This window comes from Pseudomonas sp. GCM10022186 (assembly GCF_042656385.1).
Classification (GTDB): domain Bacteria; phylum Pseudomonadota; class Gammaproteobacteria; order Pseudomonadales; family Pseudomonadaceae; genus Metapseudomonas.
Map to the genome: position 1 here is coordinate 342,622 of NZ_JBHSOU010000060.1, position 24,222 is coordinate 366,843.

Annotated in this window: 23 protein-coding genes and 4 tRNA genes; 14 read left to right on the forward strand and 13 right to left on the reverse strand. The window is 63.8% G+C overall.

Going from position 1 to position 24,222, the window contains the following annotated elements:
• Positions 1-91 precede the first annotated feature (91 nt).
• The gene (locus tag ACFPU0_RS20605; RefSeq protein ID WP_377695135.1) at positions 92-1,123 is read right to left on the reverse strand and encodes an outer membrane protein assembly factor BamD; all 1,032 of its coding nucleotides are present in this window, start codon (positions 1,121-1,123) and stop codon (positions 92-94) included.
• A gap of 146 nt (positions 1,124-1,269) precedes the next feature.
• On the opposite strand from ACFPU0_RS20605, the gene rluD reads away from it, so the two are divergent.
• The 3 genes from rluD to clpB all read left to right on the forward strand — a co-directional run bounded on the left by rluD (position 1,270) and on the right by clpB (position 5,795).
• Entirely contained in the window at positions 1,270-2,244 is a 975-nt protein-coding gene (gene rluD / locus ACFPU0_RS20610; RefSeq protein WP_377695136.1) for a 23S rRNA pseudouridine(1911/1915/1917) synthase RluD, read from the forward strand.
• Positions 2,241-2,966 (forward strand): peptidoglycan editing factor PgeF, encoded by a 726-nt coding sequence (gene pgeF, locus ACFPU0_RS20615; protein ID WP_377695138.1) that lies wholly within the window; start codon positions 2,241-2,243, stop codon positions 2,964-2,966. Before rluD ends, pgeF begins: the two co-directional genes overlap by 4 nt.
• A gap of 264 nt (positions 2,967-3,230) precedes the next feature.
• Positions 3,231-5,795 (forward strand): ATP-dependent chaperone ClpB, encoded by a 2,565-nt coding sequence (clpB, locus tag ACFPU0_RS20620; RefSeq protein WP_377695139.1) that lies wholly within the window; start codon positions 3,231-3,233, stop codon positions 5,793-5,795.
• A 208-nt stretch (positions 5,796-6,003) separates the two neighbouring features.
• Here clpB and ACFPU0_RS20625 read toward each other — a convergent pair whose 3' ends face one another.
• Together ACFPU0_RS20625 and ACFPU0_RS20630 are read right to left on the reverse strand one after the other, a co-directional pair.
• Entirely contained in the window at positions 6,004-6,345 is a 342-nt protein-coding gene (locus tag ACFPU0_RS20625) for a PilZ domain-containing protein (RefSeq protein WP_377695140.1), read from the reverse strand.
• A gap of 19 nt (positions 6,346-6,364) precedes the next feature.
• Entirely contained in the window at positions 6,365-8,677 is a 2,313-nt protein-coding gene (locus ACFPU0_RS20630; RefSeq protein ID WP_377695141.1) for a DUF1631 domain-containing protein, read from the reverse strand.
• 209 nt (positions 8,678-8,886) lie between these two features.
• On the opposite strand from ACFPU0_RS20630, the gene ACFPU0_RS20635 reads away from it, so the two are divergent.
• From ACFPU0_RS20635 to ACFPU0_RS20645, 3 genes are all read left to right on the forward strand, one after another.
• Positions 8,887-8,962 (forward strand) — tRNA-Asn (locus ACFPU0_RS20635).
• Positions 8,963-8,971: 9 nt separating this feature from the next.
• A tRNA-Pro gene (locus ACFPU0_RS20640) sits at positions 8,972-9,048 on the forward strand.
• A 10-nt stretch (positions 9,049-9,058) separates the two neighbouring features.
• Positions 9,059-9,134, forward strand: a tRNA-Lys gene (locus tag ACFPU0_RS20645).
• Between the two features lie 845 nt (positions 9,135-9,979).
• Here ACFPU0_RS20645 and ACFPU0_RS20650 read toward each other — a convergent pair.
• From ACFPU0_RS20650 to ACFPU0_RS20660, 3 genes are all read right to left on the reverse strand, one after another.
• Positions 9,980-11,278, reverse strand: coding sequence for an NAD(P)/FAD-dependent oxidoreductase (locus ACFPU0_RS20650; RefSeq protein ID WP_377695142.1), 1,299 nt, complete (start codon positions 11,276-11,278; stop codon positions 9,980-9,982).
• Positions 11,279-11,338: 60 nt separating this feature from the next.
• Positions 11,339-11,512 carry a DUF3094 family protein gene (locus ACFPU0_RS20655; RefSeq protein WP_377695143.1) on the reverse strand — a complete coding sequence of 58 codons (174 nt, stop codon included), beginning with the start codon at positions 11,510-11,512 and terminating at the stop codon, positions 11,339-11,341.
• 89 nt (positions 11,513-11,601) lie between these two features.
• The gene (locus ACFPU0_RS20660) at positions 11,602-12,228 is read right to left on the reverse strand and encodes a DUF1780 domain-containing protein (RefSeq protein ID WP_377695145.1); all 627 of its coding nucleotides are present in this window, start codon (positions 12,226-12,228) and stop codon (positions 11,602-11,604) included.
• 134 nt (positions 12,229-12,362) lie between these two features.
• On the opposite strand from ACFPU0_RS20660, the gene ACFPU0_RS20665 reads away from it, so the two are divergent.
• From ACFPU0_RS20665 to ACFPU0_RS20680, 4 genes are all read left to right on the forward strand, one after another.
• Positions 12,363-12,785, forward strand: coding sequence for a GNAT family N-acetyltransferase (locus tag ACFPU0_RS20665; RefSeq protein ID WP_377695146.1), 423 nt, complete (start codon positions 12,363-12,365; stop codon positions 12,783-12,785).
• 4 nt (positions 12,786-12,789) lie between these two features.
• On the forward strand, positions 12,790-13,257 hold the full coding sequence (locus ACFPU0_RS20670; RefSeq protein WP_377695147.1) for an FAD/FMN-containing dehydrogenase: 468 nt from the start codon (positions 12,790-12,792) through the stop codon (positions 13,255-13,257).
• Positions 13,254-13,940, forward strand: coding sequence for an energy-coupling factor ABC transporter permease (locus tag ACFPU0_RS20675; protein WP_377695148.1), 687 nt, complete (start codon positions 13,254-13,256; stop codon positions 13,938-13,940). The genes ACFPU0_RS20670 and ACFPU0_RS20675 overlap by 4 nt, the downstream gene beginning before the upstream one ends.
• A gap of 608 nt (positions 13,941-14,548) precedes the next feature.
• Positions 14,549-14,764, forward strand: a complete 216-nt coding sequence (locus tag ACFPU0_RS20680) for a hypothetical protein (RefSeq protein WP_377695149.1) — start codon at positions 14,549-14,551, stop codon at positions 14,762-14,764.
• A 125-nt stretch (positions 14,765-14,889) separates the two neighbouring features.
• Here ACFPU0_RS20680 and yacG read toward each other — a convergent pair whose 3' ends face one another.
• The 5 genes from yacG to pilB are packed head-to-tail and all read right to left on the reverse strand — an operon-like array spanning position 14,890 to position 19,496.
• Positions 14,890-15,090, reverse strand: coding sequence for a DNA gyrase inhibitor YacG (yacG, locus tag ACFPU0_RS20685; protein WP_377695150.1), 201 nt, complete (start codon positions 15,088-15,090; stop codon positions 14,890-14,892).
• Complete coding sequence (gene coaE / locus ACFPU0_RS20690; RefSeq protein WP_377695151.1) at positions 15,087-15,698, reverse strand: dephospho-CoA kinase; 612 nt, start codon at positions 15,696-15,698, stop codon at positions 15,087-15,089. Before coaE ends, yacG begins: the two co-directional genes overlap by 4 nt.
• Complete coding sequence (locus ACFPU0_RS20695; RefSeq protein ID WP_377695152.1) at positions 15,695-16,567, reverse strand: prepilin peptidase; 873 nt, start codon at positions 16,565-16,567, stop codon at positions 15,695-15,697. Before ACFPU0_RS20695 ends, coaE begins: the two co-directional genes overlap by 4 nt.
• A 2-nt stretch (positions 16,568-16,569) precedes the next feature.
• Positions 16,570-17,787, reverse strand: a complete 1,218-nt coding sequence (locus tag ACFPU0_RS20700) for a type II secretion system F family protein (RefSeq protein WP_377695153.1) — start codon at positions 17,785-17,787, stop codon at positions 16,570-16,572.
• 2 nt (positions 17,788-17,789) lie between these two features.
• On the reverse strand, positions 17,790-19,496 hold the full coding sequence (pilB, locus tag ACFPU0_RS20705; RefSeq protein WP_377695154.1) for a type IV-A pilus assembly ATPase PilB: 1,707 nt from the start codon (positions 19,494-19,496) through the stop codon (positions 17,790-17,792).
• Between the two features lie 261 nt (positions 19,497-19,757).
• Here pilB and ACFPU0_RS20710 point away from each other — a divergent pair, with 261 nt between their 5' ends.
• The 3 genes from ACFPU0_RS20710 (at position 19,758) to ACFPU0_RS20720 (ending at position 21,179) form a co-directional block, all read left to right on the forward strand.
• Positions 19,758-20,198: a pilin gene (locus ACFPU0_RS20710; RefSeq protein WP_377695155.1), complete on the forward strand. Its 441-nt coding sequence runs from the start codon at positions 19,758-19,760 to the stop codon at positions 20,196-20,198.
• 75 nt (positions 20,199-20,273) lie between these two features.
• Positions 20,274-20,990 carry a thioredoxin fold domain-containing protein gene (locus tag ACFPU0_RS20715; protein ID WP_377695156.1) on the forward strand — a complete coding sequence of 239 codons (717 nt, stop codon included), beginning with the start codon at positions 20,274-20,276 and terminating at the stop codon, positions 20,988-20,990.
• A gap of 113 nt (positions 20,991-21,103) precedes the next feature.
• Positions 21,104-21,179: transfer RNA gene (locus ACFPU0_RS20720), tRNA-Thr, on the forward strand.
• Between the two features lie 88 nt (positions 21,180-21,267).
• On the opposite strand, the gene ACFPU0_RS20725 is transcribed toward ACFPU0_RS20720, so the two are convergent.
• Positions 21,268-21,495 carry a hypothetical protein gene (locus ACFPU0_RS20725; RefSeq protein ID WP_377695157.1) on the reverse strand — a complete coding sequence of 76 codons (228 nt, stop codon included), beginning with the start codon at positions 21,493-21,495 and terminating at the stop codon, positions 21,268-21,270.
• A 466-nt stretch (positions 21,496-21,961) separates the two neighbouring features.
• On the opposite strand from ACFPU0_RS20725, the gene ACFPU0_RS20730 reads away from it, so the two are divergent.
• The gene (locus ACFPU0_RS20730; protein ID WP_377695158.1) at positions 21,962-22,273 is read left to right on the forward strand and encodes an addiction module antidote protein; all 312 of its coding nucleotides are present in this window, start codon (positions 21,962-21,964) and stop codon (positions 22,271-22,273) included.
• A gap of 200 nt (positions 22,274-22,473) precedes the next feature.
• On the opposite strand, the gene ACFPU0_RS20735 is transcribed toward ACFPU0_RS20730, so the two are convergent.
• Complete coding sequence (locus ACFPU0_RS20735; RefSeq protein WP_377695159.1) at positions 22,474-23,400, reverse strand: universal stress protein; 927 nt, start codon at positions 23,398-23,400, stop codon at positions 22,474-22,476.
• Between the last annotated feature and the right edge of the window lie 822 nt (positions 23,401-24,222).

The following is a 24,222-nucleotide window of genomic DNA, read 5'->3' on the forward strand; positions in this document are numbered from 1 at the left end:
GCAACCAGGGTCCCGCTCCCACAAGGCGCCGTCAGGGCCTGGAATGAAAAAGGGAGGCCATCGGGCCTCCCTTTTTCATTTGGGCAATGCGTCAGTCGAACAGCCCGAAGGTCATGTAGCTGAACCAGGAACGGCCGCCGTCGTCGGCTTTCGACTGGGGCTCTTCTTCCGGCTCTTCTTCCTGCACTTCGTCCTGGTTTTCCGGCAGCAGTTCCTGCGGAATCTGTTCCTTGGCGTCTTCGTACTGCTTGATCACGTCCTGGGCGGCGCGGGTCTCGCCCGGGGGCAGCGGCGCGTCGCTCTCGATCAGGCCCAGGGTGGCCTTGGCCAGCCAGGAGCGGTTGTCGGCCTCTTCTTCGCGCGGCACGAACTGGCCGTCCACCAGGCTCGGGTGGTCCGGGTAGTTCAGCTTCAGGGTTTCCAGGCTGGAGGCCGCCAGTTCGTCGAGCCCCAGGCGCTCGTAGGACTCGATCATCACGGCCAGGCCGTCGCCGACGGCGGGGGTCTCCTGGAAGTTTTCCACCACGTAGCGGCCCCGGTTGGCGGCGGCGACATAGGCCTGGCGGGTCAGGTAGTAGTGGGCGACATGGATTTCGTAGGCGGCCAGCAGGTTGCGCAGGTAGATCATGCGCTGCTTGGCGTCCGGGGCGTAGCGGCTGTTCGGGTAGCGGGTGGTGAGCTGGGCGAACTCGTTGTAGGAGTCGCGGGCGGCGCCGGGATCGCGCTTGGTCATGTCCAGCGGCAGGAAGCGCGCCAGCAGGCCGCGATCCTGTTCGAAGGAGGCCAGGCCCTTCAGGTAGTAGGCGTAGTCGACGTTCGGATGCTGCGGGTGCAGGCGGATGAAACGCTCGGCGGCGGACTTGGCGGCCTCGGGTTCGACGTTCTTGTAGTAGGCGTAGATCAGTTCCAGCTGGGCCTGCTCGGCGTAGCGGCCGAACGGATAGCGGGATTCCAGGGCCTTCAGCTTGGCGACGGCGGGGGTGTAACTGTTGTTGTCCAGGTCGGCCTGGGCCTGCTGGTACAGCTCGGCCTCGCTCAGGTTCTCGTCCACCACTTCCTTGTTGGAAGAACAGGCGGCGGTGAGGGCGAGAGTGGCGATCAGCAGCAGGTGTTTCACTTGCATGGCGGCTTGCGTCCCTGTGACGGCTGGCTGTCTTGGCTGCAGCCGTCCTGTTATGATGGGCGCCCCGGAACCCCGGGACAAAGACGCGGTATTTAACCACAAGCGCGTAACCGAAACCAAAGGCTGCGCCCCCTCTGTTCCCGAACATGTCCTCCAATACCAAGCAAGTCATCCAACTCAGCGCCGAAGTGCCGTCCGAACTGGGCGGGCAACGTCTTGACCAGGTCGCTGCGCAACTCTTTTCCGAGCACTCCCGGTCCCGCCTCGCCGGCTGGATCAAGGACGGACTCCTCACCGTCGACGGCAGCGTGCTGCGTCCGCGCGACATCGTCTATGGCGGTGCGCAGCTGGAGCTGAACGCCGAGCAGGAATCCCAGGGCGAGTGGGTGGCCCAGGACATCGAGCTGAATATCGTCTACGAGGACGAACAACTGCTGGTGCTGGACAAGCCGGCCGGCCTGGTGGTGCATCCGGCCGCCGGGCATGCCGACGGCACCCTGCTGAACGCCCTGCTGCACCATGTGCCGGGGCTGGAGAACGTGCCGCGGGCAGGCATCGTCCACCGCCTGGACAAGGACACCACCGGCCTGATGGTGGTGGCCAAGACCCTCGAAGCCCACACCAGCCTGGTGGCGCAGCTGCAGGCCCGCAGCGTGAGCCGCGTCTACGAGGCGGTGGTGGTCGGCGTGATCACCTCCGGCGGCAAGGTCGACGCGCCCATCGGCCGCCATGGCCAGCAGCGCCAGCGCATGGCCGTGGTCGCCGGTGGCAAGCCGGCGGTCAGCCACTATCGCGTGCTGGAGCGCTTCCGCTCCCACACCCACACCCGCGTCAAGCTGGAAACCGGCCGTACCCACCAGATCCGCGTGCACATGGCCTATGTGAACTTTCCGCTGGTGGGCGACCCGGTCTACGGCGGGCGTTTCCGCATTCCGCCGGCCGCGAGCCCGACCCTGGTGCAGACCCTCAAGGATTTCCCGCGCCAGGCCCTGCATGCGCGCTTCCTCGAACTGGACCACCCGGTGACCGGCGAACGCATGAAGTGGGAATCGCCGCTGCCCGACGATTTCGTCTGGCTGCTCAGCCTGCTGCGCCAGGACCGCGAGTCCTTCGAGCAATGAACGCCTGGCTGACGCCCGACTGGCCCGCCCCTTCGCGGGTCAAGGCCTGCGTCACCACCCGCGAGGGAGGCGTCAGCCTGCCGCCCTATGAAGGCCTGAACCTCGGCAGCCATGTCGGCGACGACCTGCAGGCCGTCGAACGCAATCGCCAGACGCTGACCGACGCCCTGGGCTGCCGGCCGGCCTGGCTCAGCCAGGTGCACGGTGTGCGCGTGGTGCAGGCCAATCCCGCCCAGGTGGATGAGGCGGACGGCAGCTGGACCGCCGAACCCGGCATCGCCAGCGCGGTGCTGACCGCCGACTGCCTGCCCGCGCTGTTCTGCGACCGCGCCGGCAGCAAGGTCGCCGCCGCCCATGCCGGTTGGCGCGGGCTGGCCAATGGCGTGCTGGAGGCGACCCTCGATGCCCTGGCGCTGCCGCCGGAAGAGGTGCTGATCTGGCTCGGGCCGGCCATCGGCCCGTCCGCCTTCGAAGTCGGGCCCGAGGTGCGCGAAGCCTTCGTCGCCCGGCATCCCGAGACCGAGCGGGCGTTCCAGCCCAGCGCCAATGCCGGGAAGTTCATGGCCGATATCTACCAGCTGGCGCACATCCGCCTGGCTGCCCGTGGTGTAACGGCCGTGTACGGCGGGGGCTTCTGCACCGTCAGCGACCCGCGCTTCTATTCCTACCGCCGCGCCGCGCAGACCGGCCGTTTCGCCAGCCTGGTCTGGCTGGCCGACTGACGCCACCGGGTGGATGTCGCTTTTCACATCCACCAGCAGGGCCCGGGTGAGCCGCGAAAGGTGGACCGGTGAAGCGTGGTCCACCCTACGTACGAGTGAATGAGTTCGCCCCCGCACATATATGAGCCCCATGCTTTCCTGACCCCGGTCAATTTCACAAAGGTTGAATCCACCAGAATCGTCCTTATCTAAGCTTCATCCCGGCGGGTATTCGTATCTGGCGCCGTCATCGTGCCGCCCGCTATCTGAAGGAAGGACGAACCCATGCGAATCGACCGTTTGACCAGCAAGCTGCAACTGGCACTTTCCGATGCCCAGTCCCTGGCGGTTGGCCACGACCACCCGGCCATCGAGCCCGTACACCTGATCCTGGCCCTGCTCGACCAGCAGGGCGGCTCCATCAAGCCCCTGCTGATGCAGGTGGGCTTCGATGTGATGGCCCTGCGCCAGGGCCTGACCCGCGAACTCGACCACCTGCCGAAGATCCAGAACCCCACCGGCGACGTGAACCTGTCCCAGGACCTCGCGCGCCTGCTCAACCAGGCGGATCGCCTGTCCCAGCAGAAGGGCGACCAGTTCATTTCCAGTGAACTGGTGCTGCTCGCCGCCATGGACGAGAACAGCCGTCTCGGCAAGCTGCTGCTCGGCCAGGGTGTGACCCGCAAGGCCCTGGAGAACGCCGTTGCCAACCTGCGCGGCGGCCAGGCGGTGAACGACCCGAATGTCGAGGAGGCCCGCCAGGCCCTGGACAAGTTCACCGTCGACCTGACCAAGCGCGCCGAAGAGGGCAAGCTGGACCCGGTGATCGGCCGCGATGACGAAATCCGCCGCACCATCCAGGTGCTGCAGCGCCGCACCAAGAACAACCCTGTGCTGATCGGCGAGCCCGGCGTCGGCAAGACCGCCATCGCCGAAGGCCTGGCCCAGCGCATCGTCAATGGCGAAGTGCCGGATGGTCTGAAGGACAAGCGCCTGCTGGCCCTGGACATGGGCTCGCTGATCGCCGGTGCCAAGTTCCGCGGCGAGTTCGAGGAGCGCCTGAAGGGCGTGCTCAACGAGTTGGCCAAGCAGGAAGGCCGGATCATCCTGTTCATCGACGAACTGCACACCATGGTCGGCGCCGGCAAGGCCGAGGGCGCCATGGACGCCGGCAACATGCTCAAGCCGGCCCTGGCCCGCGGCGAGCTGCACTGCGTCGGCGCCACCACCCTCGACGAATACCGCCAGTACATCGAGAAGGACGCCGCGCTGGAGCGCCGCTTCCAGAAGGTGCTGGTGGACGAGCCGAGCGAAGAAGACACCATCGCCATCCTCCGCGGCCTCAAGGAGCGCTACGAGGTGCACCACGGCGTGACCATCACCGACGGCGCCATCATCGCCGCGGCCAAGCTGTCGCACCGCTACATCACCGACCGCCAGTTGCCGGACAAGGCCATCGACCTGATCGACGAAGCCGCCAGCCGCATCCGCATGGAGATCGACTCCAAGCCCGAGGCCCTGGACCGCCTGGATCGCCGCCTGATCCAGCTGAAGATCGAGCGCGAGGCGCTGAAGAAGGAAGAGGACGACGCGGCGAAGAAGCGCCTGGCCAAGCTGGAAGAAGACATCCAGAAGCTCGAGCGCGAATACGCCGACCTCGAAGAGATCTGGAAGTCGGAAAAGGCCGAGGTGCAGGGCTCGGCGCAGATCCAGCAGAAGATCGAACAGGCCCGCCAGGACATGGAGGCCGCGCGCCGCAAGGGCGACCTGCAACGCATGGCCGAGCTGCAGTACGGCGTGATTCCGGACCTCGAGCGCAGCCTGCAGATGGTCGACCAGCACGGCAAGACCGAGAACCAGTTGCTGCGCAACAAGGTCACCGACGAAGAGATCGCCGAAGTGGTCTCCAAGTGGACCGGCATCCCGGTGGCCAAGATGATGGAAGGCGAGCGCGAGAAGCTGCTGCAGATGGAAGAGGGCCTGCACAAGCGGGTCATCGGCCAGCACGAAGCCGTGGTCGCGGTCGCCAACGCCGTGCGCCGTTCCCGCGCGGGCCTGGCCGACCCTAACCGGCCCAGCGGCTCCTTCCTCTTCCTCGGCCCGACCGGGGTGGGCAAGACCGAACTGTGCAAGGCGCTGGCCGAATTCCTCTTCGACACCGAGGAGGCACTGGTGCGCATCGACATGTCCGAGTTCATGGAGAAGCACTCCGTGGCTCGCCTGATCGGTGCCCCGCCCGGCTACGTCGGTTATGAGGAGGGCGGCTACCTGACCGAGGCCGTGCGCCGCAAACCCTATTCCGTGGTGCTGATGGACGAGGTGGAGAAGGCCCACCCGGACGTCTTCAATATCCTGCTCCAGGTGCTGGAAGACGGCCGCCTGACCGACAGCCATGGCCGTACCGTCGACTTCCGCAACACGGTGGTGGTGATGACCTCCAACCTGGGCTCCGCGCAGATCCAGGAACTGGTGGGCGACCGCGAGGCCCAGCGCGCCGCGGTGATGGATGCGGTGAACCTGCACTTCCGCCCCGAGTTCATCAACCGGATCGACGAAGTGGTGGTGTTCGAGCCCCTGGGCCGCGAACAGATCGGCGGCATCGCCGAAATCCAGCTGCAGCGCCTGCGCAAACGCCTGGCCGAGCGCGAGCTGAGCCTGGAACTGGGCCGGGAGGCTTTGGACAAGCTGATCGCCGTGGGTTACGACCCCGTCTATGGCGCCCGTCCGCTGAAGCGGGCGATCCAGCGCTGGATCGAAAACCCGCTGGCCCAGCAGATCCTGGCCGGCCAGTTCGCGCCGGGTGCGAGCATCACCGCCAGGGTGGAAGGCGAGGACATCGTCTTCAGCTGACGGCCATCTCGAAAAGAAAGCCATGGGGCCTTGTGTAGGGTGGATGTCGCTTTTTACATCCACCAACAGGGCCTGGCCGAACTCCGAAAGGTGGATCGGTGAAGCGTGGTCCACCCTACGGCACTAGCCGCGCACAGAGCCTCAGGCGAGCCGTAGGATGGGTAGAGCGGAGCGAAACCCATCGGCGGGATTGACAGGTGTGCTTGTCTTACGGCGCGCGAATGAATTCCAGCAGGGTCGCCAGGATGGCCGCCTGGTCCTCCGCCAGGTCGATGATGTGGAATCCCGCCCAGCAGTTGCGTTCGTCCTCGCCCGAGCGAGTCCACAGGCAGTCGGCGCCCAGGCGCACTTCCTCTATTCCCTCGACCCAGGTCAGGGGCACCAGGCGGCATTCGAGTACCGAGTCGGCGACCAGCGGCGTTTCGCCCAGCAGCATGAAGCCGTCCATGGACAGGTCGACGATGCGGCCCAGGCGCTGCCCTGAATGCAGATCGAAAACCTCCAGCTGCAGTTCTGTGGCGTGGCGGCTGTGCTGGCGACGTTCTTCCATGGCGAACTCCTAGGCAGACTCAGGCGGTGCGCCCGGTAAAGCGCTGCAAGACCCGGTAGATGGCACTCATGGCGCGATCCACGAGGGGCGCACTGCGCTCCGGCGGCACCAGGCGTACCAGCCCTTGGTCCATGTCCTGGGCCAGCTGGGTGATGGGCACGATCGCCACGCGCTGGCCGCTGTGATCGACGAACATGTAGTTGTGGGTGGTCGGGCTGAACCAGGAAAGCTTGAGGGCGCGGGATTCCGGGCCGTCGATGAATTCGAACCAGGTGCCGAACTCCACCTGGGCGAGTTCCTTCATCAAGAGCTGGGCGCGGCTGGTCAGGTTGGCTGGCCGAGGCGAATTGGCCAGTTCGGCATCTTCGCCAAGCATCTCGCCCAGCTTGCTCTCCGGCAGCGGGCTGTGGATGCGTGCGGCGACCTGGGGCTGCTGCGACTGCACGGCGTGCTGGCAGGCCACCAGGTCCTGGAGCAGGCGGCGGATGCCGTCCTCGTGGTAACCGCCCAGCAGCTCCAGCCCTTTGCGCAGGTCCTCGAGCATGGGGATGCGCATCTGCTGCAGGCGGGCGCGGCCGTCGGCATCCAGCGGAGTACCGCTCCAGGCCAGTTGCTCGGCCACTTCCACCGAGCGCTGCCATTCGTTGCTGCGGTCGCCATGGCGAAGCAGGACGAAGACCAGCACATCGGTCCAGGTGAGTTCGAGGAAGTTCTGGATGATGCCCGGCAACTCGCGGCCGGCCAGCAGCCGGCCAATCACGTCCACCGCCTGCTGGCGGGCGCCCAGCAGCTTGTCGCGGCCCTTGGCGGCTTCCACGGCGCGTTGTTCGCGCAGCTCCACCTTGTGCCGCAGCGTGCCGACGTATTCGTTGAACTCGTCCAGCAGGCTGTCGAACAGCAGCAGGTCGCCGCTGAAACCGTGGACGACACGCTCCACCACCCACTGCATCTTCGCCAGCAGCCCGCGCTCCTCGCCTTCGCCGGCGTAGAGGACGCCCGACTGGGCCATGCTGTTGAGCAGCCGGCGAGCGGGGTGATGGTGCTGGGTGAAGAGCGCCTTGTCCTGCAGGGCGACCTTCAGATAGGGCGTGTGCAGGTGGGAGAGGGCGGTCTTGTAGACATCAGCCAGATTGTCATCGTCGAGAATGAAGTCGAAGAGCATGCCCACCAGGTCGATCACGTCAGCTTCGTAGTCGGGCAGTTTCTGCTGGCCGGGCAGATGGCTGTGGCTTTCCAGTTGCTGCTGCAGTTCGGCCTTCAGGCCTTCGACGCGCTGGGGCTGGCGCAGCTTGCTGGCCAGGTCCTGGGCGGACTGCTGCTGCAGGCGATTCAGGGCTTCCAGGAGTTCCGCGGCGCTGTAGGTCCGGGTCGCGCCGCGCGGAGCGAAGCTGGAAATGCTCGGTGTGCCGCCGGGCAGCGGCGCGTCGCCGTGGTGCAGGCGGCGTTCGCCGAGCAGGCTGGCCAGGCCGCTGAAGAGCTGGCCGGGGTCGCTGGGCGGCGCGGCGGACAAGTCGAGCGGTCCGCTGGGCTGTGCGCCGGCCTGGGGTTGCGTCGGCTGCTGTGGCGCCTGGCCGGGCGGTGTTTGTCCGGCGGAAGCCGATTGCGGATGGGGAACGCTGGTGGAGCGCTGCACGCTGTACTTGAGGTTGGGCAGCACCCCGGCCTGGACCAGCCGCTGGTTGAGGGCCTCGTAGACACTGTCCAGGCCCTGCATCACATGCTGGTCGAAGAGCATGTAGAGGATGGTCTTGATCCGCAGCGGAAACGGGCAGGGCTCCAGCGCCTCGCGGAAGGCCAGTGCCACGGCCTGCGGTCCGAAGGGGTTGTCGTCGTCGCCCAGCTTGCGACCGCCGTTGAGCACCGCGAGGCGCTGGTCGAGGGCGAACAGGGATTGCGCGCAGCGCGCCTTCACCCGGCTGACCATGTTGGTGACCAGCAGGTTTTCCTCGTATTCGTCGTTGCCCAGCAGTTGCAAATGGTCGGCGCTCAGATCGCCGGTATCCGTCTCGGGCTTCAGCTTGCCGCTGAGGAAATCCTCGAAACTCTTGGCGATGCGCTGGTGGTAGGCGCGCTCGATCTGCGGACGTTGCTTGCGGATGTCCCGCATGCTGTCGAAGAACAGCGTCTGGACCTGGTTGTTCTCGGCCTTCTCGGCGCATTCGAAGAGGGTGTCGTCGACCTGGCCGAAGACACCGGTCAGATGTTCCGCGAGGCGGTTCATCACCAGCTTGCGGCAGCTCTGCACCAATTCACTGAAGCGAGGCTGGATACCGCGGCTGGACAGGGTCGTCACGGGGCCTGGAGGGGGTGGGGGTCGATCCTGATTGCTCATAGCCGTCCTGTAGGGAGACCGGTCGCGACCACGACCTGCAACACTCTCGCCACGGCTCAGGTATAGCACTTGGACGGCCATCTGCAAGTCATTGTCGGAATTCGTGTTTTTGGGGGTTGACAGCGAGTTCGCGATACGTAAAATGGCGCGCCTCAGCAACGCGATCCCGAACTAAAACGGAAAGCGCTGATGAGTTGGAAGACCGAAGTTCCGCGATAGCTCAGTCGGTAGAGCAAATGACTGTTAATCATTGGGTCCCTGGTTCGAGTCCAGGTCGCGGAGCCAACTTCCAGACGGGGTATAGCGCAGTCCGGTAGCGCGCCTGCTTTGGGAGCAGGATGTCGGGAGTTCGAATCTCTCTACCCCGACCACCTCAAATTTGGGTCGTTAGCTCAGTCGGTAGAGCAGTTGGCTTTTAACCAATTGGTCGTAGGTTCGAATCCTACACGACCCACCATAAAAGACCTCCCGGGAGGTCCGAAGAAGCGGCAAGGCGAAAGCCTCGCCGCTTTTTTGTTTTTGGTTATCCGTTTTGCTGCATTTGTCGCTGGGCACCCTGTAGGGGCGAATTCATTCGCCAAGCAGGCCGAAGGGCTGCCCATGGAAGTCCGAGCGAGGCTCATTTCCCTCTCCCCCGGCCCCTCTCCCTGAAGGGAGAGGGATGACTCGCGCCGGCGCCGCACCGCCTCCGGGCTACACCCTGTGGGGGCGAATTCATTCGCTAAGCAGGCCGAAGGCCTGCCCCTGGAGGTCCGAGCGGGGCACGGCATCCCTCTCCCCCGGCCCCTTTCCCTGAAGGGAGAGGGGAGCAAATCGGCGTCCCGCCCGACACCGAGCCCTGTGGGGGCGAATTCATTCGCTAAGCAGGCCGAAGGCCTGCCCCTGGAGGTCCGAGCGGGGCACGGCATCCCTCTCCCCCGGCCCCTCTCCCGGAGGGAGAGGGGAGCAAATCGGCGCCCCGCCCGACACCGAGCCCTGTAGGGGCGAATTCATTCGCCAAGCAGGCCGAAGGGCTGCCCGTGGAGGTCCGAGCGGGGCACATTTCCCTCTCCCCCGGCCCCTCTCCCTGAAGGGAGAGGGGTGACTCGCGCTGGCGCCGCACCGCCTCCGGGCTACACCCTGTAGGGGCGAATTCATTCGCCAAGCAGGCCGAAGGCCTGCCCCTGGAGGTCCGAGCGAGGCTCATTTCCCTCTCCCCCGGCCCCTCTCCCTGAAGGGAGAGGGGTGACTCGCGCCGGCGCCGCACCGCCTCCGGGCTACACCCTGTGGGGGCGAATTCATTCGCCAAGCAGGCCTGCCCGGTCAGTGAAGCTTCAGGCGCGGGTCCGTGCTGCGGCCGATGCGGTCGCTGAGCATCAGCAGGAAGGTGCGGAAGCCGCCGTAGAGCGCCATCTGGTGCATGCGGTAGAGCGAGATGTAGAACATCCGCGCCAGCCAGCCTTCCAGCTTCACGCTGCCCATCAGGTTGCCCATCAGATTGCCCACGGCGCTGAAGCTCGACAGCGAGATCAGCGAGCCGTAGTCCTGGTACTGGTAGTCCGGCAGGGGCTGGCCCTGCAGGCGCAGCTTGAACGCCTTGACCAGCAGCGACGCCTGCTGGTGCGCGGCCTGGGCCCGCGGTGGGACGTTGCGTTCGCTGCCGTCGCCGAGGGGGCAGGCGGCGCAGTCGCCGAAGGCGAAGATATCGTCATCGCGGGTGGTCTGCAGGGTAGGGCGCACCACCAGTTGATTGATGCGGTTGCTTTCCAGGCCGTCGAGGTCCTTGAGGAAGGCCGGCGCACGAATGCCGGCGGCCCAGACCTTGAGGCTGGCGGCGATCTTCTCGCCCTGGGCGGTGAGCAGGCCGTCCGCGGTCACCTCCTTCACCGCGGCGCCGGTCATCACGGTGACGCCGAGCTTTTCCAGGGTGCGATGCACCGGGGCGCTGATGCGTTCCGGCAGGGCCGGCAGCACGCGCGGGCCGGCCTCGATCAGGGTGATGCGCATGTTTTCCGGCTGGATACTGTCCAGGCCGTAGGCGGCCAGTTCCCGAGCGGCGTGGTGCAGTTCGGCCGCCAGTTCCACACCGGTTGCGCCGGCCCCGACTATGGCGACGCTGATCTGGTCGCTGGCGTTCTGCTGGGCATGGGCGCGCAGGTAATGGCTGAGCATCTGGCGGTGGAAGCGCTCGGCCTGCTCGCGGGTGTCGAGGAAGATGCAGTGCTGCGCCGCGCCTTCGGTGCCGAAGTCGTTGGTGGTGCTGCCGACCGCCAGGACCAGGCTGTCATAGGCCAGTTCACGTGCCGGCACCAGCTCGCGCCCTTCCTCGTCATGGGTGGCGGCCAGCTGGATGACCTTGCGCTGGCGGTCCAGCCCGCTCATGCGGCCGAGCTGGAACTCGAAGTGGTTCCACTTGGCCTGGGCCACGTAGTTCAGCTCGTTCTCCGTGGAGTTGAGCGAACCGGCAGCCACTTCATGCAGCAGGGGTTTCCAGATATGGGTGAGGTTGGCGTCGGCCAGGACGATCTTGGCCAGGCCTTTCTTGCCGAGGGTTCTACCCAGACGGGTAGCGAGCTCCAGGCCGCCGGCGCCGCCGCCGACGATCACGATGCGATGGGACATGGGAAGGTCTCACAAGGCTATAGGAATTCTTGTTCGCCGAGGGCGAGCGCAGGAGGCAGCTCATAGCACCAGTCGGCTCAGGAGGCGGCTGAGGAGGCCCAGGGCGATCACCACGCCCAGTACGATCCACAGCAGGCGCCACGGGCGGAACGGCTGGCGTTCCACCTGGTGCTGCGGCAGGTTCAGGTACTGGTCGACCTTCTGTTGGTCTTCGGGCGTCAGGCGGCTGGGCATGGGGGGCCTCGACTTTGGAATGACGGGCATTCTAGCCGGCGAATTCACGGGGGCTCAACGCGCGGCGGGGGAAAATTGCATGGGCGCGGCTACAGGCCCATCCCCACGTCGAACAGAATGGTGCGGCCGAGATTGTTGCGCAGGAAGTCCGGCGCGTCCCGGTGGGCGAACAGGACCCGGGCGAAGTTCGGCCCCACCAGCGACAGCGAGCGCCAACCCTGGCGCAGGTATTCCGTGGGTGGTGGAAAAGGGCTGTTGAAGTCCGGGGTCGCGCGCTTGAGGTTGACGAATGCCAGCAGGTCGAGATCGCCCGGGTCCAGGCCGCGTTCACCATAGTTGCGCGCCTTCTTGCGCAGCGTTGGCGCCAGGCGTGCCTGCAGCTCGGCGGCGGCGATGCGCCTCGGGCGGCTTTCCCGGCGCACCAGTTGCGCGAGGGAGAAGGCGCTGCGGCGCCGCTCCAGCTCGGCGCGCCATTCCTCGTTGAGGCGGCGGCCTTCGTCCAGCACGAAGAAGACCTCGAAGTTGGCTTCGCGGAACTGCACGTCCGGTGGCTCCTGGCCGGTGGTGAAATCCTCCAGGCGATAGGACAGGTTGAGCGCTTGCAGGAGCCGTTGGCACACCCAGCGCTCACGTTCCCACTTGCGCGCGTTCGACAGGAAGTCGTTGGCTTGCTCGGCCTGCCGCGTGAGCAGGCGCAGGTAGTCGGACTCGTTCATGTTCCGCAGCTTAGCCCTGCGGCCCGGGCTCTGGGTACCCCCGACGACTCTGCGGCGGTGCCGTCGCGACAAATGCGCGCAGGTTGACGTCCGCCAGCGCAGTGTAAACTTCCAGAACCTGCCGGGAGCCCGCCATGCGCATTCGCCCGATCACCGCTGCCGACCACGTCCACCTGCTCGAACTCTGGCGCCGCACGCCGGGAATCCGCCTGCGCGCGGAGGACGAGCTGGAGCCCTTCTGCGCCTACCTGCAACGCAATCCCAGCCTCAGCCTGCTGCTCGAGGACGAGCGCGGCCATGTGGCGGGCAGCCTGCTGGTCGGGCATGACGGGCGTCGGGGTTACCTGCAGCACCTGGTGGTCGACGTGCCGTACCGCGGCAAGGGCTGGGCCCGGGCGCTGCTGCAGGAAGCGCTGCGTCGCCTGGCCCAGCTGGGTATCCGCAAGTCCCATGTGTTCGTGCTCGAGGAGGCGCCGGAGGCGCTGGCCTTCTGGCAGATGCAGCCGGGCTGGTCGGAGCGTGAGGACATTCGGGTCTACTCGACCACTGGAGACTGAATCGATGCGGATCTGCCTTGGGTTGATGCTCTGCCTGCTGGCGACCCTGAGCCAGGCGCTGGAAGTCGGCGAGCGCCTGGCCCCCTGGACCCTGCTGGATCAGTACGAGCAGCCCTACAGCCTGGACGACCGCTTGCAGCTGCTGCTGGTGGCCCGCGACATGGACGGCGCCAAGCTGGTCAAGGCAGCGCTGGAGGGCCAGCCCAAGGGTTACCTGGAAGGCCGCCGCGCGGTGTTCCTGGCCGACATCAGCCGCATGCCGGCGCTGGTGTCCAGGCTCTTCGCCGTTCCCGCCATGCGCGACTACAACTACCGCGTCCTGCTGGACCGTGAATCCCGCGTCGCCAGCCGCTACCCCGGCCAGGCATCCCGGGTGCTCTGGCTGCGGCTCGACCACGGCAAGCTCGCCGAGCAGCGGGAGTTCGCCGATGCCGCCGCCCTGCGTGCCGCGCTGGAGTCCCTGGTGCCGTGATCGCTGCCGAACTCCTCTCCACGGAATCCCTGACCCTCGGCTGGGCCATCTATCTACCCGTGCTGGCCTGGGCCATCTGGCGTGCGCCCTGGGTCGAGCTGTTCAGCGATTCCCGTCGCCAGCACCTGGTGTTCGGCACCGTGCTGGTGCTCTTCATTCTCTGGCTGCTGCGCCGGGACTTCGCCTCGGGCCTGTCCTTTCACTTCATCGGCATGACCGCGGTCACCCTGTTGCTCGACTGGCCCCTGGCCGTGCTGGGCGGCCTGACGGCGCAGTTGGGCCTGCTGGCGCTGGGCAAGCAGGACCTGGCGGCCCTGGGCGTCAACGGCGCGCTGCTGGTGCTGTTGCCGGTGCTGGTCACCGAGCTCTGCGCCAAGTGGGTGGAGCATTACCAGCCGCGCAACCTGTTCGTGTACATCTTCTGCTGCGGCTTCTTTCCCGCCGCCCTGGCCGCCTTGCTCTGCGTCCTCATCGGGCTCGGGGTGCTGTGGGTGGACGGCGTCTTTCCCATGCCGCCCTGGCTGGAAGACTTCATCGGCTACCTCTGGCTGGTGATGTTTCCCGAGGCCTTCATCAACGGCACCGCCGTGACCGCCCTGGTGGTGTTCTGCCCCGAGTGGCTGGAAACCTTCAATCGCACCCGTTACCTCCAGGCGCCCTGGAAGGACGACGACCCCCGCTGATGGGCGGGGCTCATTCAGGGGCATCCACGTGCGTAGGGTGGGCTCTACGGGGCTGGAGGCTGGAGGCTGAACGAATTGTCCCCGTGCGTAGGGTGGATGTCGCTTTTTACATCCACCAGCGGAGCCCGGGCGAACCACGAAAGGTGGACCGGTGAAGCGTGGTCCACCCTACGGGGCCGCTGCGCGGCCCTTCGCGAATGAATTCGCCCCCACATCCCGCTTTTCGTCCAGCCTCCAGCCTCCAGCCTTCAGCGCTTTTGTTGGTGAAGCGTGGTCCACCCTACGGCTGATGGCCGGAGATTCACCCGCTCGATCCCGCCCCCGGACCTGACCCGGGTCAATTATCGTGGGGCGTCGCTCGCTAGAGTGCTGCTGGTCCATGGGGATGGTGGAAATCCACCCTGTGGATTTTCACCCTACGCGGAACTCCGGCCTGCGTAAGGGCGGCCAGACGGGAATCCGTGTGTAGGGTGGATGTCGCTTTTTACATCCACCAACAGGGCCCGGCCGGACCCCGAATGGTGGACCGGTGAAGCGTGGTCCACCCTACGGCCGGGCGGGAATCCGTGCAGCGCTTTTCTATCCACCGGAACCAAGGAGCAGACGAGATGGGCATTCACAATTGGGCGCGGACCGCTCTTGCGCAGAACCTGGAAGCCGCGAAGGCGGTTGGCTTTACCGAAGAGCTGGCCTTGCGCGCCCTGCTGAGCGCAGTGGTCGAACGCAGCGCGGAGCTGCGTTCGGCGGAGGATCTGGCGCAGGAACTGACCTTCCTCGCCGACAACCTCGACCCGGAGCGCGACTACGGCTTCATGCGCCCTTGAGCGCTGATGCAGGGAGCGCCGATGTAGGGTGCGCTGTGCGCACCAGGAAACCACTCGTAGGCGCAGGGTGCACACAGCGCACCCTGCGAATTCCTACCGTCCCCGGTAAATGGCCGAAACAGCAATCAATGCTCGCGGGGCGGCAGGTCGCCGGAGAACAGGTCGTCTTCCAGATCGTTGCCGGGGATCGCATGCTCCTCGGCGGCCCAGGCGCCAAGGTCGATCAGTTTGCAGCGTTCGGAACAGAAGGGGCGGGAGGGGCTTTGCGGGCCCCATTCCACCGGAGCGCCGCAGGTCGGGCACTCCACAGTGACGGGTTGGCTCATGGCTGGCCTCCTCGCAGGGTCAGGTAGAAGTTGTGCAGGCGCTCCACCTCGGCACGCAGCCAGCTCAGGTCGCGGTCGTTGAGCAGTACGTCGTGGGCGTGCTTCAGTCGCTCTTCGCGGCTGGCCTGTACCTTCAATATGGCTTGGACCTGCTCTTCGGGCACTTTGTCCCGCTGCATGGTGCGCTGCACCTGCATGGCTTCCGGGGCGTCCACCAGCAATACGCGCTGGGTGAAACGGTGCTGGCCGGACTCGACCAGCAGCGGCGAGACGAGGATGGCATAGGGGGATTCGGCCTGCGCCAGGTACTGGCTGATTTCCTGGCCGATCAGCGGGTGCAGCAGGCCCTCCAGCCAGCGGCGCTCGTCCGCGTTATCGAAAATGCGCTGGCGCAGGGCGGCGCGGTCCAGCTGGCCGTCGGCCTGCAAGACCTCGCTGCCGAAGTGCTCGGCGATCTTCGCCAGGGCCGGGCGGCCGGGCTCCACCACCCAGCGCGCGGCCTGGTCGGCATCCACCAGGTGCACGCCGAGATCGCTGAAATGGGCGGCGACGGCGCTCTTGCCGCTGCCGATGCCGCCTGTAAGGCCAAGAATCCAGGGTTTGTTCATTTGAAACCGGCGAACTGCAGATAGGTCGCCGTTATTTGATCACCCCAGAGCAGCGCAATCCAGCCGGCAATGGCGAGGTAGGGGCCGAAGGGGATGGGCGTGGCGGTATCCTGGTTGCGCAGACGCAGCATGATCAACCCCAGTACGGCGCCCACCAGGGACGACAGCAGGATGGTCAGCGGCAGCACCTGCCAGCCGCCCCAGGCGCCGAGCATGGCCAGCAGCTTGAAGTCACCATGGCCCATGCCTTCCTTGCCGGTCACCAGCTTGAACAGCCAGTACACCGACCACAGGCTCATATAGCCGGCCACCGCGCCCCAGAGTGCGTGATCGAGACTGGTGAACAGGCCCTGGCTATTGAGGATCAGGCCCAGCCAGAGCAGCGGCAGCACCAGCGCATCGGGCAGCAACTGGTGGTCGACATCGATCATGCTCATCGCCAGCAGGCCCCAGGTCAGCAGCAGGAAGGCGCCGGCCTGCCAGCCGAAACCGAAATGCCAGGCCACATAGGCCGAGAGCAGGCCACAGGCCAGTTCCACCAGCGGGTAGCGCTTGCTGATGGGGGCCTTGCAGGCCGAGCACTTGCCGCCCAGGGCGAGATAGCTGACCAGCGGGATATTTTCCCAGGCGCGGATTTCATGGCTGCAGTGGGGGCAGCGGGAATTCGGCAGCACCAGGTTGAACACCGGTCCCTTGGGCTCTTCCGGCAGGCTCAGGGCCTCCCGCGCTTGCTCCTGCCAATCGCGGAACATCATCTGCGGCAAGCGGTAAATCACCACATTGAGGAAACTGCCCAGCAACAGGCCGAGCAGCAGGGCGAGCAAAACAAAGGCCAGCGCGTGGCTGGCCAGAAAGTCGATCAATTGCATGGTTAGACGACGTTGCCGAGTTGGAAGATGGGGAGGTACATGGCGATGATCAGGCCTCCGACAAGCACGCCAAGGACGGCCATGATCAGCGGTTCCATCAAGGACGTGAGCCCGTCTACGGCGTTATCTACCTCCGCTTCGTAGAAGCTGGCAACCTTGTCGAGCATCTCGTCCAGTGCGCCGGATTCCTCGCCGATGGCGGTCATCTGGGTGGCCATTGCCGGGAAAACTCCAGTCGTACGCATGGAGAAGTTCAACTGCATACCGGTGGATACGTCCTGCTTGATCTTCAGCACGGCATTCTTGAACACCACATTGCCGCTGGCGCCTGCTACGGAGTCGAGAGCATCCACAAGGGGGACGCCGGCGGCGAAAGTGGTGGCGAGAGTTCGAGCGAAACGGGCAACGGCGGACTTGTAGAGAATATCGCCGACGATCGGCAGCTTGAGTACGGTGTGGTCGACCCAGTCGCGGAAACTCGCCGATTTCCTATGGGCCTGCTGGATCGCGAAGCCGACGACAAAGAACCCGAGCAGGACGATGAACCACCATTCCTGGAGGATTTCGGAAAGACCGATGACCATCAGGGTGAAGGCCGGGAGTTCCGCACCGAAGTTGGCAAAAACCGACTGGAATTGAGGGACCACCTTGATCAGCAGGATGGCGGAAACGATGATGGCGACCACTACCACGGCAATTGGGTAATTCATCGCCTTCTTGATCTTGGCCTTTAGCGCCTCGGTCTTTTCCTTGTAGGTGGCGATACGGTCCAGCAGGGTTTCCAGGGCGCCGGCCTGTTCGCCAGAGTCCACCAGGTTGCAATAGAGTTCGTCGAAATAGTCCGGCTTCTTGCGTAGAGAATTGGCCAGGCTATTACCGGCGGCCACTTCCTGTTTGACCTCATTCACCAGGGTGCGCATGGCCGGTTTTTCGAAGCCTTCGCCAATGATGTCGAAGGACTGCATCAGCGGCACACCCGCCTTCATCATGGTGGCCATCTGCCGGGTGAACAGGGCGATGTCCATGGGCTTGATCTTCTTCCCGGCGCTGAGCAGGGAAGGGGACTTCTTGCGTACCTTGGTGGGGTTGATGCCCTGCTTGCGCAGCTGGGCCTTGACCAGTGCCGGGTTCTGTCCGCTGATCTCGCCCTTGATCTTGGCGCCTTTCTTGTCGGTGCCTTCCCAGGCGAAGGTACTGGTTTTAAGCGCTTTTTCCGCCATGGTTAATCCTTGGTCACGCGGTTGACTTCCTCCAGGCTGGTAATGCCGTTCATCGCTTTAACCAGGCCCGAGGTTCGCAGGTCATTGAAGCCATCGCGGCGCGCCTGCTGGGCGATCTGGATGGAGTTGCCTTCCTCCATAATAAGCTGCTGCATGGCCGGCGTGATTTTAACCACTTCATAAATACCCACTCGGCCCTTGTAACCCTGGTTGCAGTTATCGCAGCCCACGGGGCCATAAAGCTTGAAGCTGCCGATTTTTGCCTCCGGGAAGCCCTCCTCGATCAGGGTCTCCCGCGGAATGGTCAGCTCCTTCTTGCAATGGCTACACAATTTGCGTGCCAGGCGCTGGGCGATGATCAGGTTCACCGACGTGGCGATATTGAAGGCCGGCACACCCATATTGCGCAGGCGGGTCAGGGTCTCGGCGGCGCTGTTGGTGTGCAGGGTGGAGAGCACCATATGCCCGGTCTGGGCCGCCTTGATGGCGATTTCGGCGGTCTCCAGGTCGCGGATCTCGCCGACCATGATCACATCCGGGTCCTGGCGCAGGAAGGAGCGCAGGGCCTGGGCGAAGTCCAGGCCCTGCTTGGGGTTGACGTTGACCTGGTTGACCCCTTCCAGGTTGATCTCCACCGGGTCTTCGGCCGTGGAAATATTGATATCTACCGTGTTGAGGATATTGATGCCCGTATAGAGGGAAACGGTCTTGCCCGAGCCGGTGGGGCCGGTGACCAGGATCATGCCCTGGGGTTGCTTCAGGGCGGCGAGATAAAGCTCTTTCTGCTCTTCCTCATAACCCAGGGCATCGATGCCCATCTGTGCGCTGGTGGGGTCGAGGATCCGCATCACGATCTTCTCGCCCCAGAGGGTGGGCAGGGTATTGACGCGGAAGTCGATGGATTTCGTCTTGGAAATCTTCATCTTGATCCGGCCGTCCTGGGGCTTGCGCCGTTCGGAAATATCCAGCGCGGCCATTACCTTGAGGCGTGCGGCGATACGGCTGGCCAACTGGATCGGCGGCTTGGCCACCTCATGCAACATACCATCAGTACGGAAGCGCACCCGGTAGGAGCGCTCATAGGGCTCGAAATGCAAGTCCGAGGAGCCACCGCGAATCGCATCAAGCAGCATCTTGTTGACGAAGCGCACCACTGGGGCATCGTCGGCATCTACACCGCCTGGGCTGTCTTTCTTGTCGTCATCGACCGCCTCAACATCGATGCCATCCAGGTCGACATCCCCCAGGTCCTCCATCCCATTGGTGGCGCTTTCGAAGAATTTCTCGATGGCATCGCCCAGCTTGTCATCTTCGACCAGGATGGCCTCGGTATTCAGGCCAGTACTGAACTGGATATCAGTGACGGCCTGGTGGTTGGTGGGGTCGGAGATGCCAACGAACAGCTTGTTGCCACGACGCCACAAGGGGAGCGCCCGATGTTGGCGGATCAGTTTTTCACTGACCAGTTCCTTGGGCTGGGCATCCTTATCGATGCAGCTCAGGTCAAGGAAAGCCACCCCGAACTGCTCAGCCGCCATCTCCGCCAGGTCGCGGCTTTTCAGCAGCTTGTTCTGCACCAGGTAGGTGATCAGCGGGATCTTGTTGCGCTGAGCCTGGGTATTGGCCTGCAGGGCGCTCCGCTCGTCGAGCAGGTTGGTCAGCACCAGTTGTTTGGCCAGGCCAGATAGCGTGGGGGCGGTCTCGGTCATGGTGAGCATCAGTCTGCCAGTTGTGACATTGCCTTATAACGTAGTTGATCTGCGGCGCCAAATATGGCTGTTGAGGGTGACAAAATGGGTCAGTTTTTGTCTGTGAGGGTCTGGGTAGGGTGTGTCTTCTGTCGTTGGTCAATCGGCTAACTGAGTAGTGTTTTACCAGATGGATGGATGAAAGAAGATTTGTGGTTGCGTGGCATGAACTATGCAGGAGGATGATCAGGTCAGCCGACCTTCACCAATTGGAGATTGCATATGAAGGCTCAAAAAGGTTTTACCCTCATCGAACTCATGATCGTGGTTGCCATTATTGGCATTTTGGCTGCGATTGCGCTTCCCGCATATCAAGATTATACGACTCGCGCTCGTGTTACTGAGTGTGCGGGCTTGGCCGCTGCGTGTAAGGCAGCCGTAACCGAAACCTATTCTTCCAACCCCGGTGCCGGCCTTCCTGCGAGCGCCGCGGCAGCAGGTTGCACCAACGTTGCAACTCAGTTCTGTAGCGCACCCACTGTCGCTGGTGGCGTGATTACCGTGGGTGTTACAACTGCTGCTGGTGTTGCAGCTGCATGCAACTTGGTGCTGACTCCCACCGACGCAGCAAACGTATTGGTTGTGGCTCCTGCACCAATTCAGGGGTGGAACGGTACCGCTACTACCTGCCCTGATGCGGTAGTTCCTCAAAACTTCCGCTAATCCCTGTCGCCTCGGAATACGCCTGCGAACAGCGGGCGTATTTCGTTGGGCGTGATCCAATTTTTGGTGGCTGAGATGAGGCAGGTATTTTTCTGGGTTTTTGCTCTCTTTGCGATGGTTGCAAATGCGGGGTCTGTCGAGGATATATCATCGGCGGTTAAGCGTTCTGGCTTGACAACGCCAATTGAGCGAATTGCGCCAAGCTCACTTCCTGGGTTGTATCAAGTTGAGCTTCGTGGCGGGCGTGTTTTATACAGTAGCCCGGATGGGAAATACCTAATGCAAGGCTACTTGTATGAGGTGCAGGAGAGTGGTGCTCGAAATTTAACTGCAGAGCTTACGGCTAAGCGCTTGGCCGAAATGGTTAAATCACTTCCTGAAAGTGAATTAGTGATTTACCGCGCTGAGCGGGAAAGAGCCCAGGTTACGATTTTTACGGATGTTGAGTGTCCGTTCTGCCACAAGCTGCATGAGGAACTTGAGACGCTTAATTCTCTAGGTGTTACCGTGCGCTATTTGGCATACCCGAGAAAAGGCCTGGATACAGAAGCGTACAAGACTATGGTAGCTGTCTGGTGTGCTAAGGATCGTCAAGCGGCTATGGATGAGGCTGTTGACGGTGACGAGCTTAGGAAAGTGGATTGTGTCAATCCAGTGGCGGGACAGTATGAGTTGGGGCAGTTTGTTGGTGTTCAGGGGACACCAACCATCATTTTTGGAAATGGGCAGCTAATTACGGGATATCGTCCCGCAAAAGAATTGGCAGAAGCGGCCATTGCCGCAGGCCGATAAGTGTGCCTTCAGTCAGTAAAAATGAATTTTTGGGGGCGATGGGATAGATGTAGTGCAAGTAAGTTAGATTACTTGTTGAACCGCGCTGTGGCAGATGCTAATTTTGCCACTTCGCCGGTGTAGCTCAGTCGGTAGAGCAGCTCATTCGTAATGAGAAGGTCGGGGGTTCGATTCCTCTTACCGGCACCATGATCCAGACAAAAAGCCCCGCAGGTTCTGCGGGGCTTTTTGTTTTTCCTGGGGCGGGCCATGGCCTGGTGCCTTGGCCATGCACCTTTCAGCTTTGCCTGTCGATTTTGTCGGCAACCTTGTACAGGTCCATCGCCGAGCACTTCATCAGCTCCGAGATGGTCTTGACGGCGTGGTGCAGGCCTTTCAGGTCCCGGTCGCTCAGGTGGTGTTCGAGGCCGTCGCAGCCCAGCAGGTCGGCGATGGTGCTGAGGGCGTAGCCGGCGGTCAGGAGGCGGTCGCCCTGGAGATCGGCAATGCGGGCGAAGGTGGTCATGGCTCACCTCCGGCGGTTATCTGATCCAGGGCGATGGTGGCAGGCCAGACGCGTGTATTGCTTGCTGGTGTGCGGGTGTACATGGGCAAAGCTCCTTTTGCTTGGGAGCTGCCACGAATCGTCGCCAAACGATTTAGGGTGGCAGCTGTGCGCAGGTTGGCGAACCGGGGCAAAAGGAACCCGGCAGACCTTTCGGTCTCCCGCGCACAGCCGCCATGACACGACTTTGCGGACACAAAAAAGCGCCTGCAATCGGATGGTGGGCGCCTGTGCGCCTTTTGCGAATCGGGTCGCCAAACCCGGTCCTGGAATTTGCCAGGACGGCCGCACCATAGCCTCGCCCGGGCGGCTTGGCAACGCCCGGTGTCGCCTCGGGCGTTGTGCTGGGGGACCATCATGCGCATTCAGGCGCGTATCGATCGGGCTGGCCGCGATCGGCATCGCGCGTCGGCTTCAGGAGGTCCGCATGACCAACGTCAAACTGCGTAGATGGGACAGCGCCGAATACCTCAAGACCGATGAGGACATGGCGCTCTACCTGGAAGCCTGTATCGAGGAGGCCGGCGACGATACGGCGTTCATTGTCAGGGCGCTGGGCACCATCGCCCGAGCCAAGGGCATGACGCAGCTGGCGCGAGATACTGGCCTCGGACGCGAAAGCCTGTACAAGGCCCTGTCGGGTGAAGGTAACCCGAGTTTCGCGACCATCCTCAAGGTGACGCGGGCTCTCGGCATCAAGCTTCACGCAGAAGTTATCCCCACCCACGCGGCCGGCTGAGTCAGCGGCTCTGCCTGTGACGATCGAAATGCCCGACTAGCAGGATGAAGTTCGTAGGATGGGCCGGGCGGCGTTCCGCGAGCTTGCGATACCCATCAGCCCTGTCCGCATGGGTATCGCTCCGCTCCACCCATCCTACGTAGCTACGTGCTCGTTGGTCGATAACGCCGTACCGCCACGACCAACGAGCCGCAGGCCTCCTAAAGCCGATGGTTATGGTGGTTGTAGGGCCAGGACGTCAGCGTCGCCTGCTCCTGGGGGCCTTGTGCCGGGGCTGCCAGTTCTTCCAGGTGGGTGATGATGTCGTCCGGCTTGAGGACCAGGACATCGCTCTCCAGTGTGTCGAGCACCATCTCGGCGGTGTTGCCGATCAAGGCGCCGGTCAGCCCGGTGCGGGCCACATTGCCGATTACCGTCAGCGCGGCATTGAGCTTGTGGGCCATCTGGGGAATGAGGATATCGGCCGCACCTTCTTCGATATGCAGGCGGTCGTCGTCGATGCCGAACTCCTTCTGCAGTGTCCTGCATTGCGCGCGGTAGAAGTCCTGGATGCTTTCCTTGCGCTGGAACACCGGGTCCGGCGCCGAGAACATGGGGTAGGGGTGGGCGCTCAGCATGTGCAGGGTAGTGCCGGCCAGTTTGGCGATGTCGTGGCCGTGGCTGACGATGCCGGCATGCAACACGCGGTGTTCGATATCGCTGTTGCCCACGTCGACGGCGGCGAGAATGGTGCCGTCGCTCCAGGGTTTGGCGGTTTTCACGATCAGCACCGGGCTGGGGCAGTAGCGCAGCAGCTTCCAGTCCTCCGGGGTGAGGATGGATTTCATGATGGGGTTATCGGGCAGGTGCTGCTTGATCACCAGTCCGCAGCCCTGCGCCTGCTGCACCGCGATGATGGTCTGGTGCGGGTTGTGGTGCCAGGCCTGCTCGGCGCTGACGCTGAACCCCTCCTTTTCCAGCGTTCCTCCCAGGTCGTCGAGGTGGGAGGAATGGTCGCGGTGCCTGTCGCAAGCCAGGAGGTGCAGGTGCGACTGGGTGGCGCTGGCGATCATTCTGGCCCGGTTCAGGACCAGGGCCTCAGGCTGCTGCGGATCCACTACCACCAGGGTGTTGCGGATGGTATGCATGGCTGTCTTCCCGAGCACGAGTTCGGTTTTCGGGTGGACGGAGGCACAGTGCTGCTTTGCTGTGTCCCAATGCGCGCAACGGGGGCGGCAGTTGCCCGCCCTTGCCGCTCTGTCCGTCGGTCGGAAGCCTGCCCGCCGACACCCTGCACGCGACAGCCGAAATCAAGATTCGTCGAATCACTCCGATGTTTATTGCCCGCATCGAACCGGCGTTGATGATCACGGAACCTCTTCTTGTCGTTCATGCAACTGCGGAATCAGCTTCCACAGCGCAAGCGCTGTTGTTCCACTACATACAGATCGAGAAGCCGGTGCTGCGCCCTGCATATCCGGGCCCGGCACCGGCGAAGCGACTACTCCCTCCAATTGCGTCCGCGCGAATTCCTGGCGGCACGGCAGGCACACCAAGACGACGCCCCGATCATCGATGGCAGATGGGGGCATTGCGGGAGGCAATCATGGATGAGTGAGTAGGCCCTGCTCGCTCAGCGCGAAGTATGGTGGCTGATCGGAATCACGGCGAGGCAGCTGGTCGCCTGGCTTAGGTGATTTGGGTTGAAGCCAGGGCGGGTTTATTTCGGCCTTTCATGGGGAGAGAGGGCGGCGGTTGGTGCGTATGGTGCGCGCTGCGGTGGAGCAAGTGCCGTCGGTAGCCCGGATGAATCCGGGGAAAGTCCCACCGCCGTTCCCGGATTTCATCCGGACTACGATTTGCCAAGCACCTCGTAGGAGCGAGCTCTGCTCGCGAACCGGAGCACTTCGCGAGCAGAGCTCGCTCCTACAGGGATACAGCCAGTCTCGACACTAGATGCAGGCAGAGCC

Bases quoted from the DNA above. Each gene is read 5' to 3' on its own strand.
- ACFPU0_RS20605 (WP_377695135.1), bottom strand. From the start codon at position 1,123: ATGCAAGTGAAACACCTGCTGCTGATCGCCACTCTCGCCCTCACCGCC.
- rluD (WP_377695136.1), top strand. From the start codon at position 1,270: ATGTCCTCCAATACCAAGCAAGTCATCCAACTCAGCGCCGAAGTGCCG.
- pgeF (WP_377695138.1), top strand. From the start codon at position 2,241: ATGAACGCCTGGCTGACGCCCGACTGGCCCGCCCCTTCGCGGGTCAAG.
- clpB (WP_377695139.1), top strand. From the start codon at position 3,231: ATGCGAATCGACCGTTTGACCAGCAAGCTGCAACTGGCACTTTCCGAT.
- ACFPU0_RS20625 (WP_377695140.1), bottom strand. From the start codon at position 6,345: ATGGAAGAACGTCGCCAGCACAGCCGCCACGCCACAGAACTGCAGCTG.
- ACFPU0_RS20630 (WP_377695141.1), bottom strand. From the start codon at position 8,677: ATGAGCAATCAGGATCGACCCCCACCCCCTCCAGGCCCCGTGACGACC.
- ACFPU0_RS20650 (WP_377695142.1), bottom strand. From the start codon at position 11,278: ATGTCCCATCGCATCGTGATCGTCGGCGGCGGCGCCGGCGGCCTGGAG.
- ACFPU0_RS20655 (WP_377695143.1), bottom strand. From the start codon at position 11,512: ATGCCCAGCCGCCTGACGCCCGAAGACCAACAGAAGGTCGACCAGTAC.
- ACFPU0_RS20660 (WP_377695145.1), bottom strand. From the start codon at position 12,228: ATGAACGAGTCCGACTACCTGCGCCTGCTCACGCGGCAGGCCGAGCAA.
- ACFPU0_RS20665 (WP_377695146.1), top strand. From the start codon at position 12,363: ATGCGCATTCGCCCGATCACCGCTGCCGACCACGTCCACCTGCTCGAA.
- ACFPU0_RS20670 (WP_377695147.1), top strand. From the start codon at position 12,790: ATGCGGATCTGCCTTGGGTTGATGCTCTGCCTGCTGGCGACCCTGAGC.
- ACFPU0_RS20680 (WP_377695149.1), top strand. From the start codon at position 14,549: ATGGGCATTCACAATTGGGCGCGGACCGCTCTTGCGCAGAACCTGGAA.
- yacG (WP_377695150.1), bottom strand. From the start codon at position 15,090: ATGAGCCAACCCGTCACTGTGGAGTGCCCGACCTGCGGCGCTCCGGTG.
- coaE (WP_377695151.1), bottom strand. From the start codon at position 15,698: ATGAACAAACCCTGGATTCTTGGCCTTACAGGCGGCATCGGCAGCGGC.
- ACFPU0_RS20695 (WP_377695152.1), bottom strand. From the start codon at position 16,567: ATGCAATTGATCGACTTTCTGGCCAGCCACGCGCTGGCCTTTGTTTTG.
- ACFPU0_RS20700 (WP_377695153.1), bottom strand. From the start codon at position 17,787: ATGGCGGAAAAAGCGCTTAAAACCAGTACCTTCGCCTGGGAAGGCACC.
- pilB (WP_377695154.1), bottom strand. From the start codon at position 19,496: ATGACCGAGACCGCCCCCACGCTATCTGGCCTGGCCAAACAACTGGTG.
- ACFPU0_RS20710 (WP_377695155.1), top strand. From the start codon at position 19,758: ATGAAGGCTCAAAAAGGTTTTACCCTCATCGAACTCATGATCGTGGTT.
- ACFPU0_RS20715 (WP_377695156.1), top strand. From the start codon at position 20,274: ATGAGGCAGGTATTTTTCTGGGTTTTTGCTCTCTTTGCGATGGTTGCA.
- ACFPU0_RS20725 (WP_377695157.1), bottom strand. From the start codon at position 21,495: ATGACCACCTTCGCCCGCATTGCCGATCTCCAGGGCGACCGCCTCCTG.
- ACFPU0_RS20730 (WP_377695158.1), top strand. From the start codon at position 21,962: ATGACCAACGTCAAACTGCGTAGATGGGACAGCGCCGAATACCTCAAG.
- ACFPU0_RS20735 (WP_377695159.1), bottom strand. From the start codon at position 23,400: ATGCATACCATCCGCAACACCCTGGTGGTAGTGGATCCGCAGCAGCCT.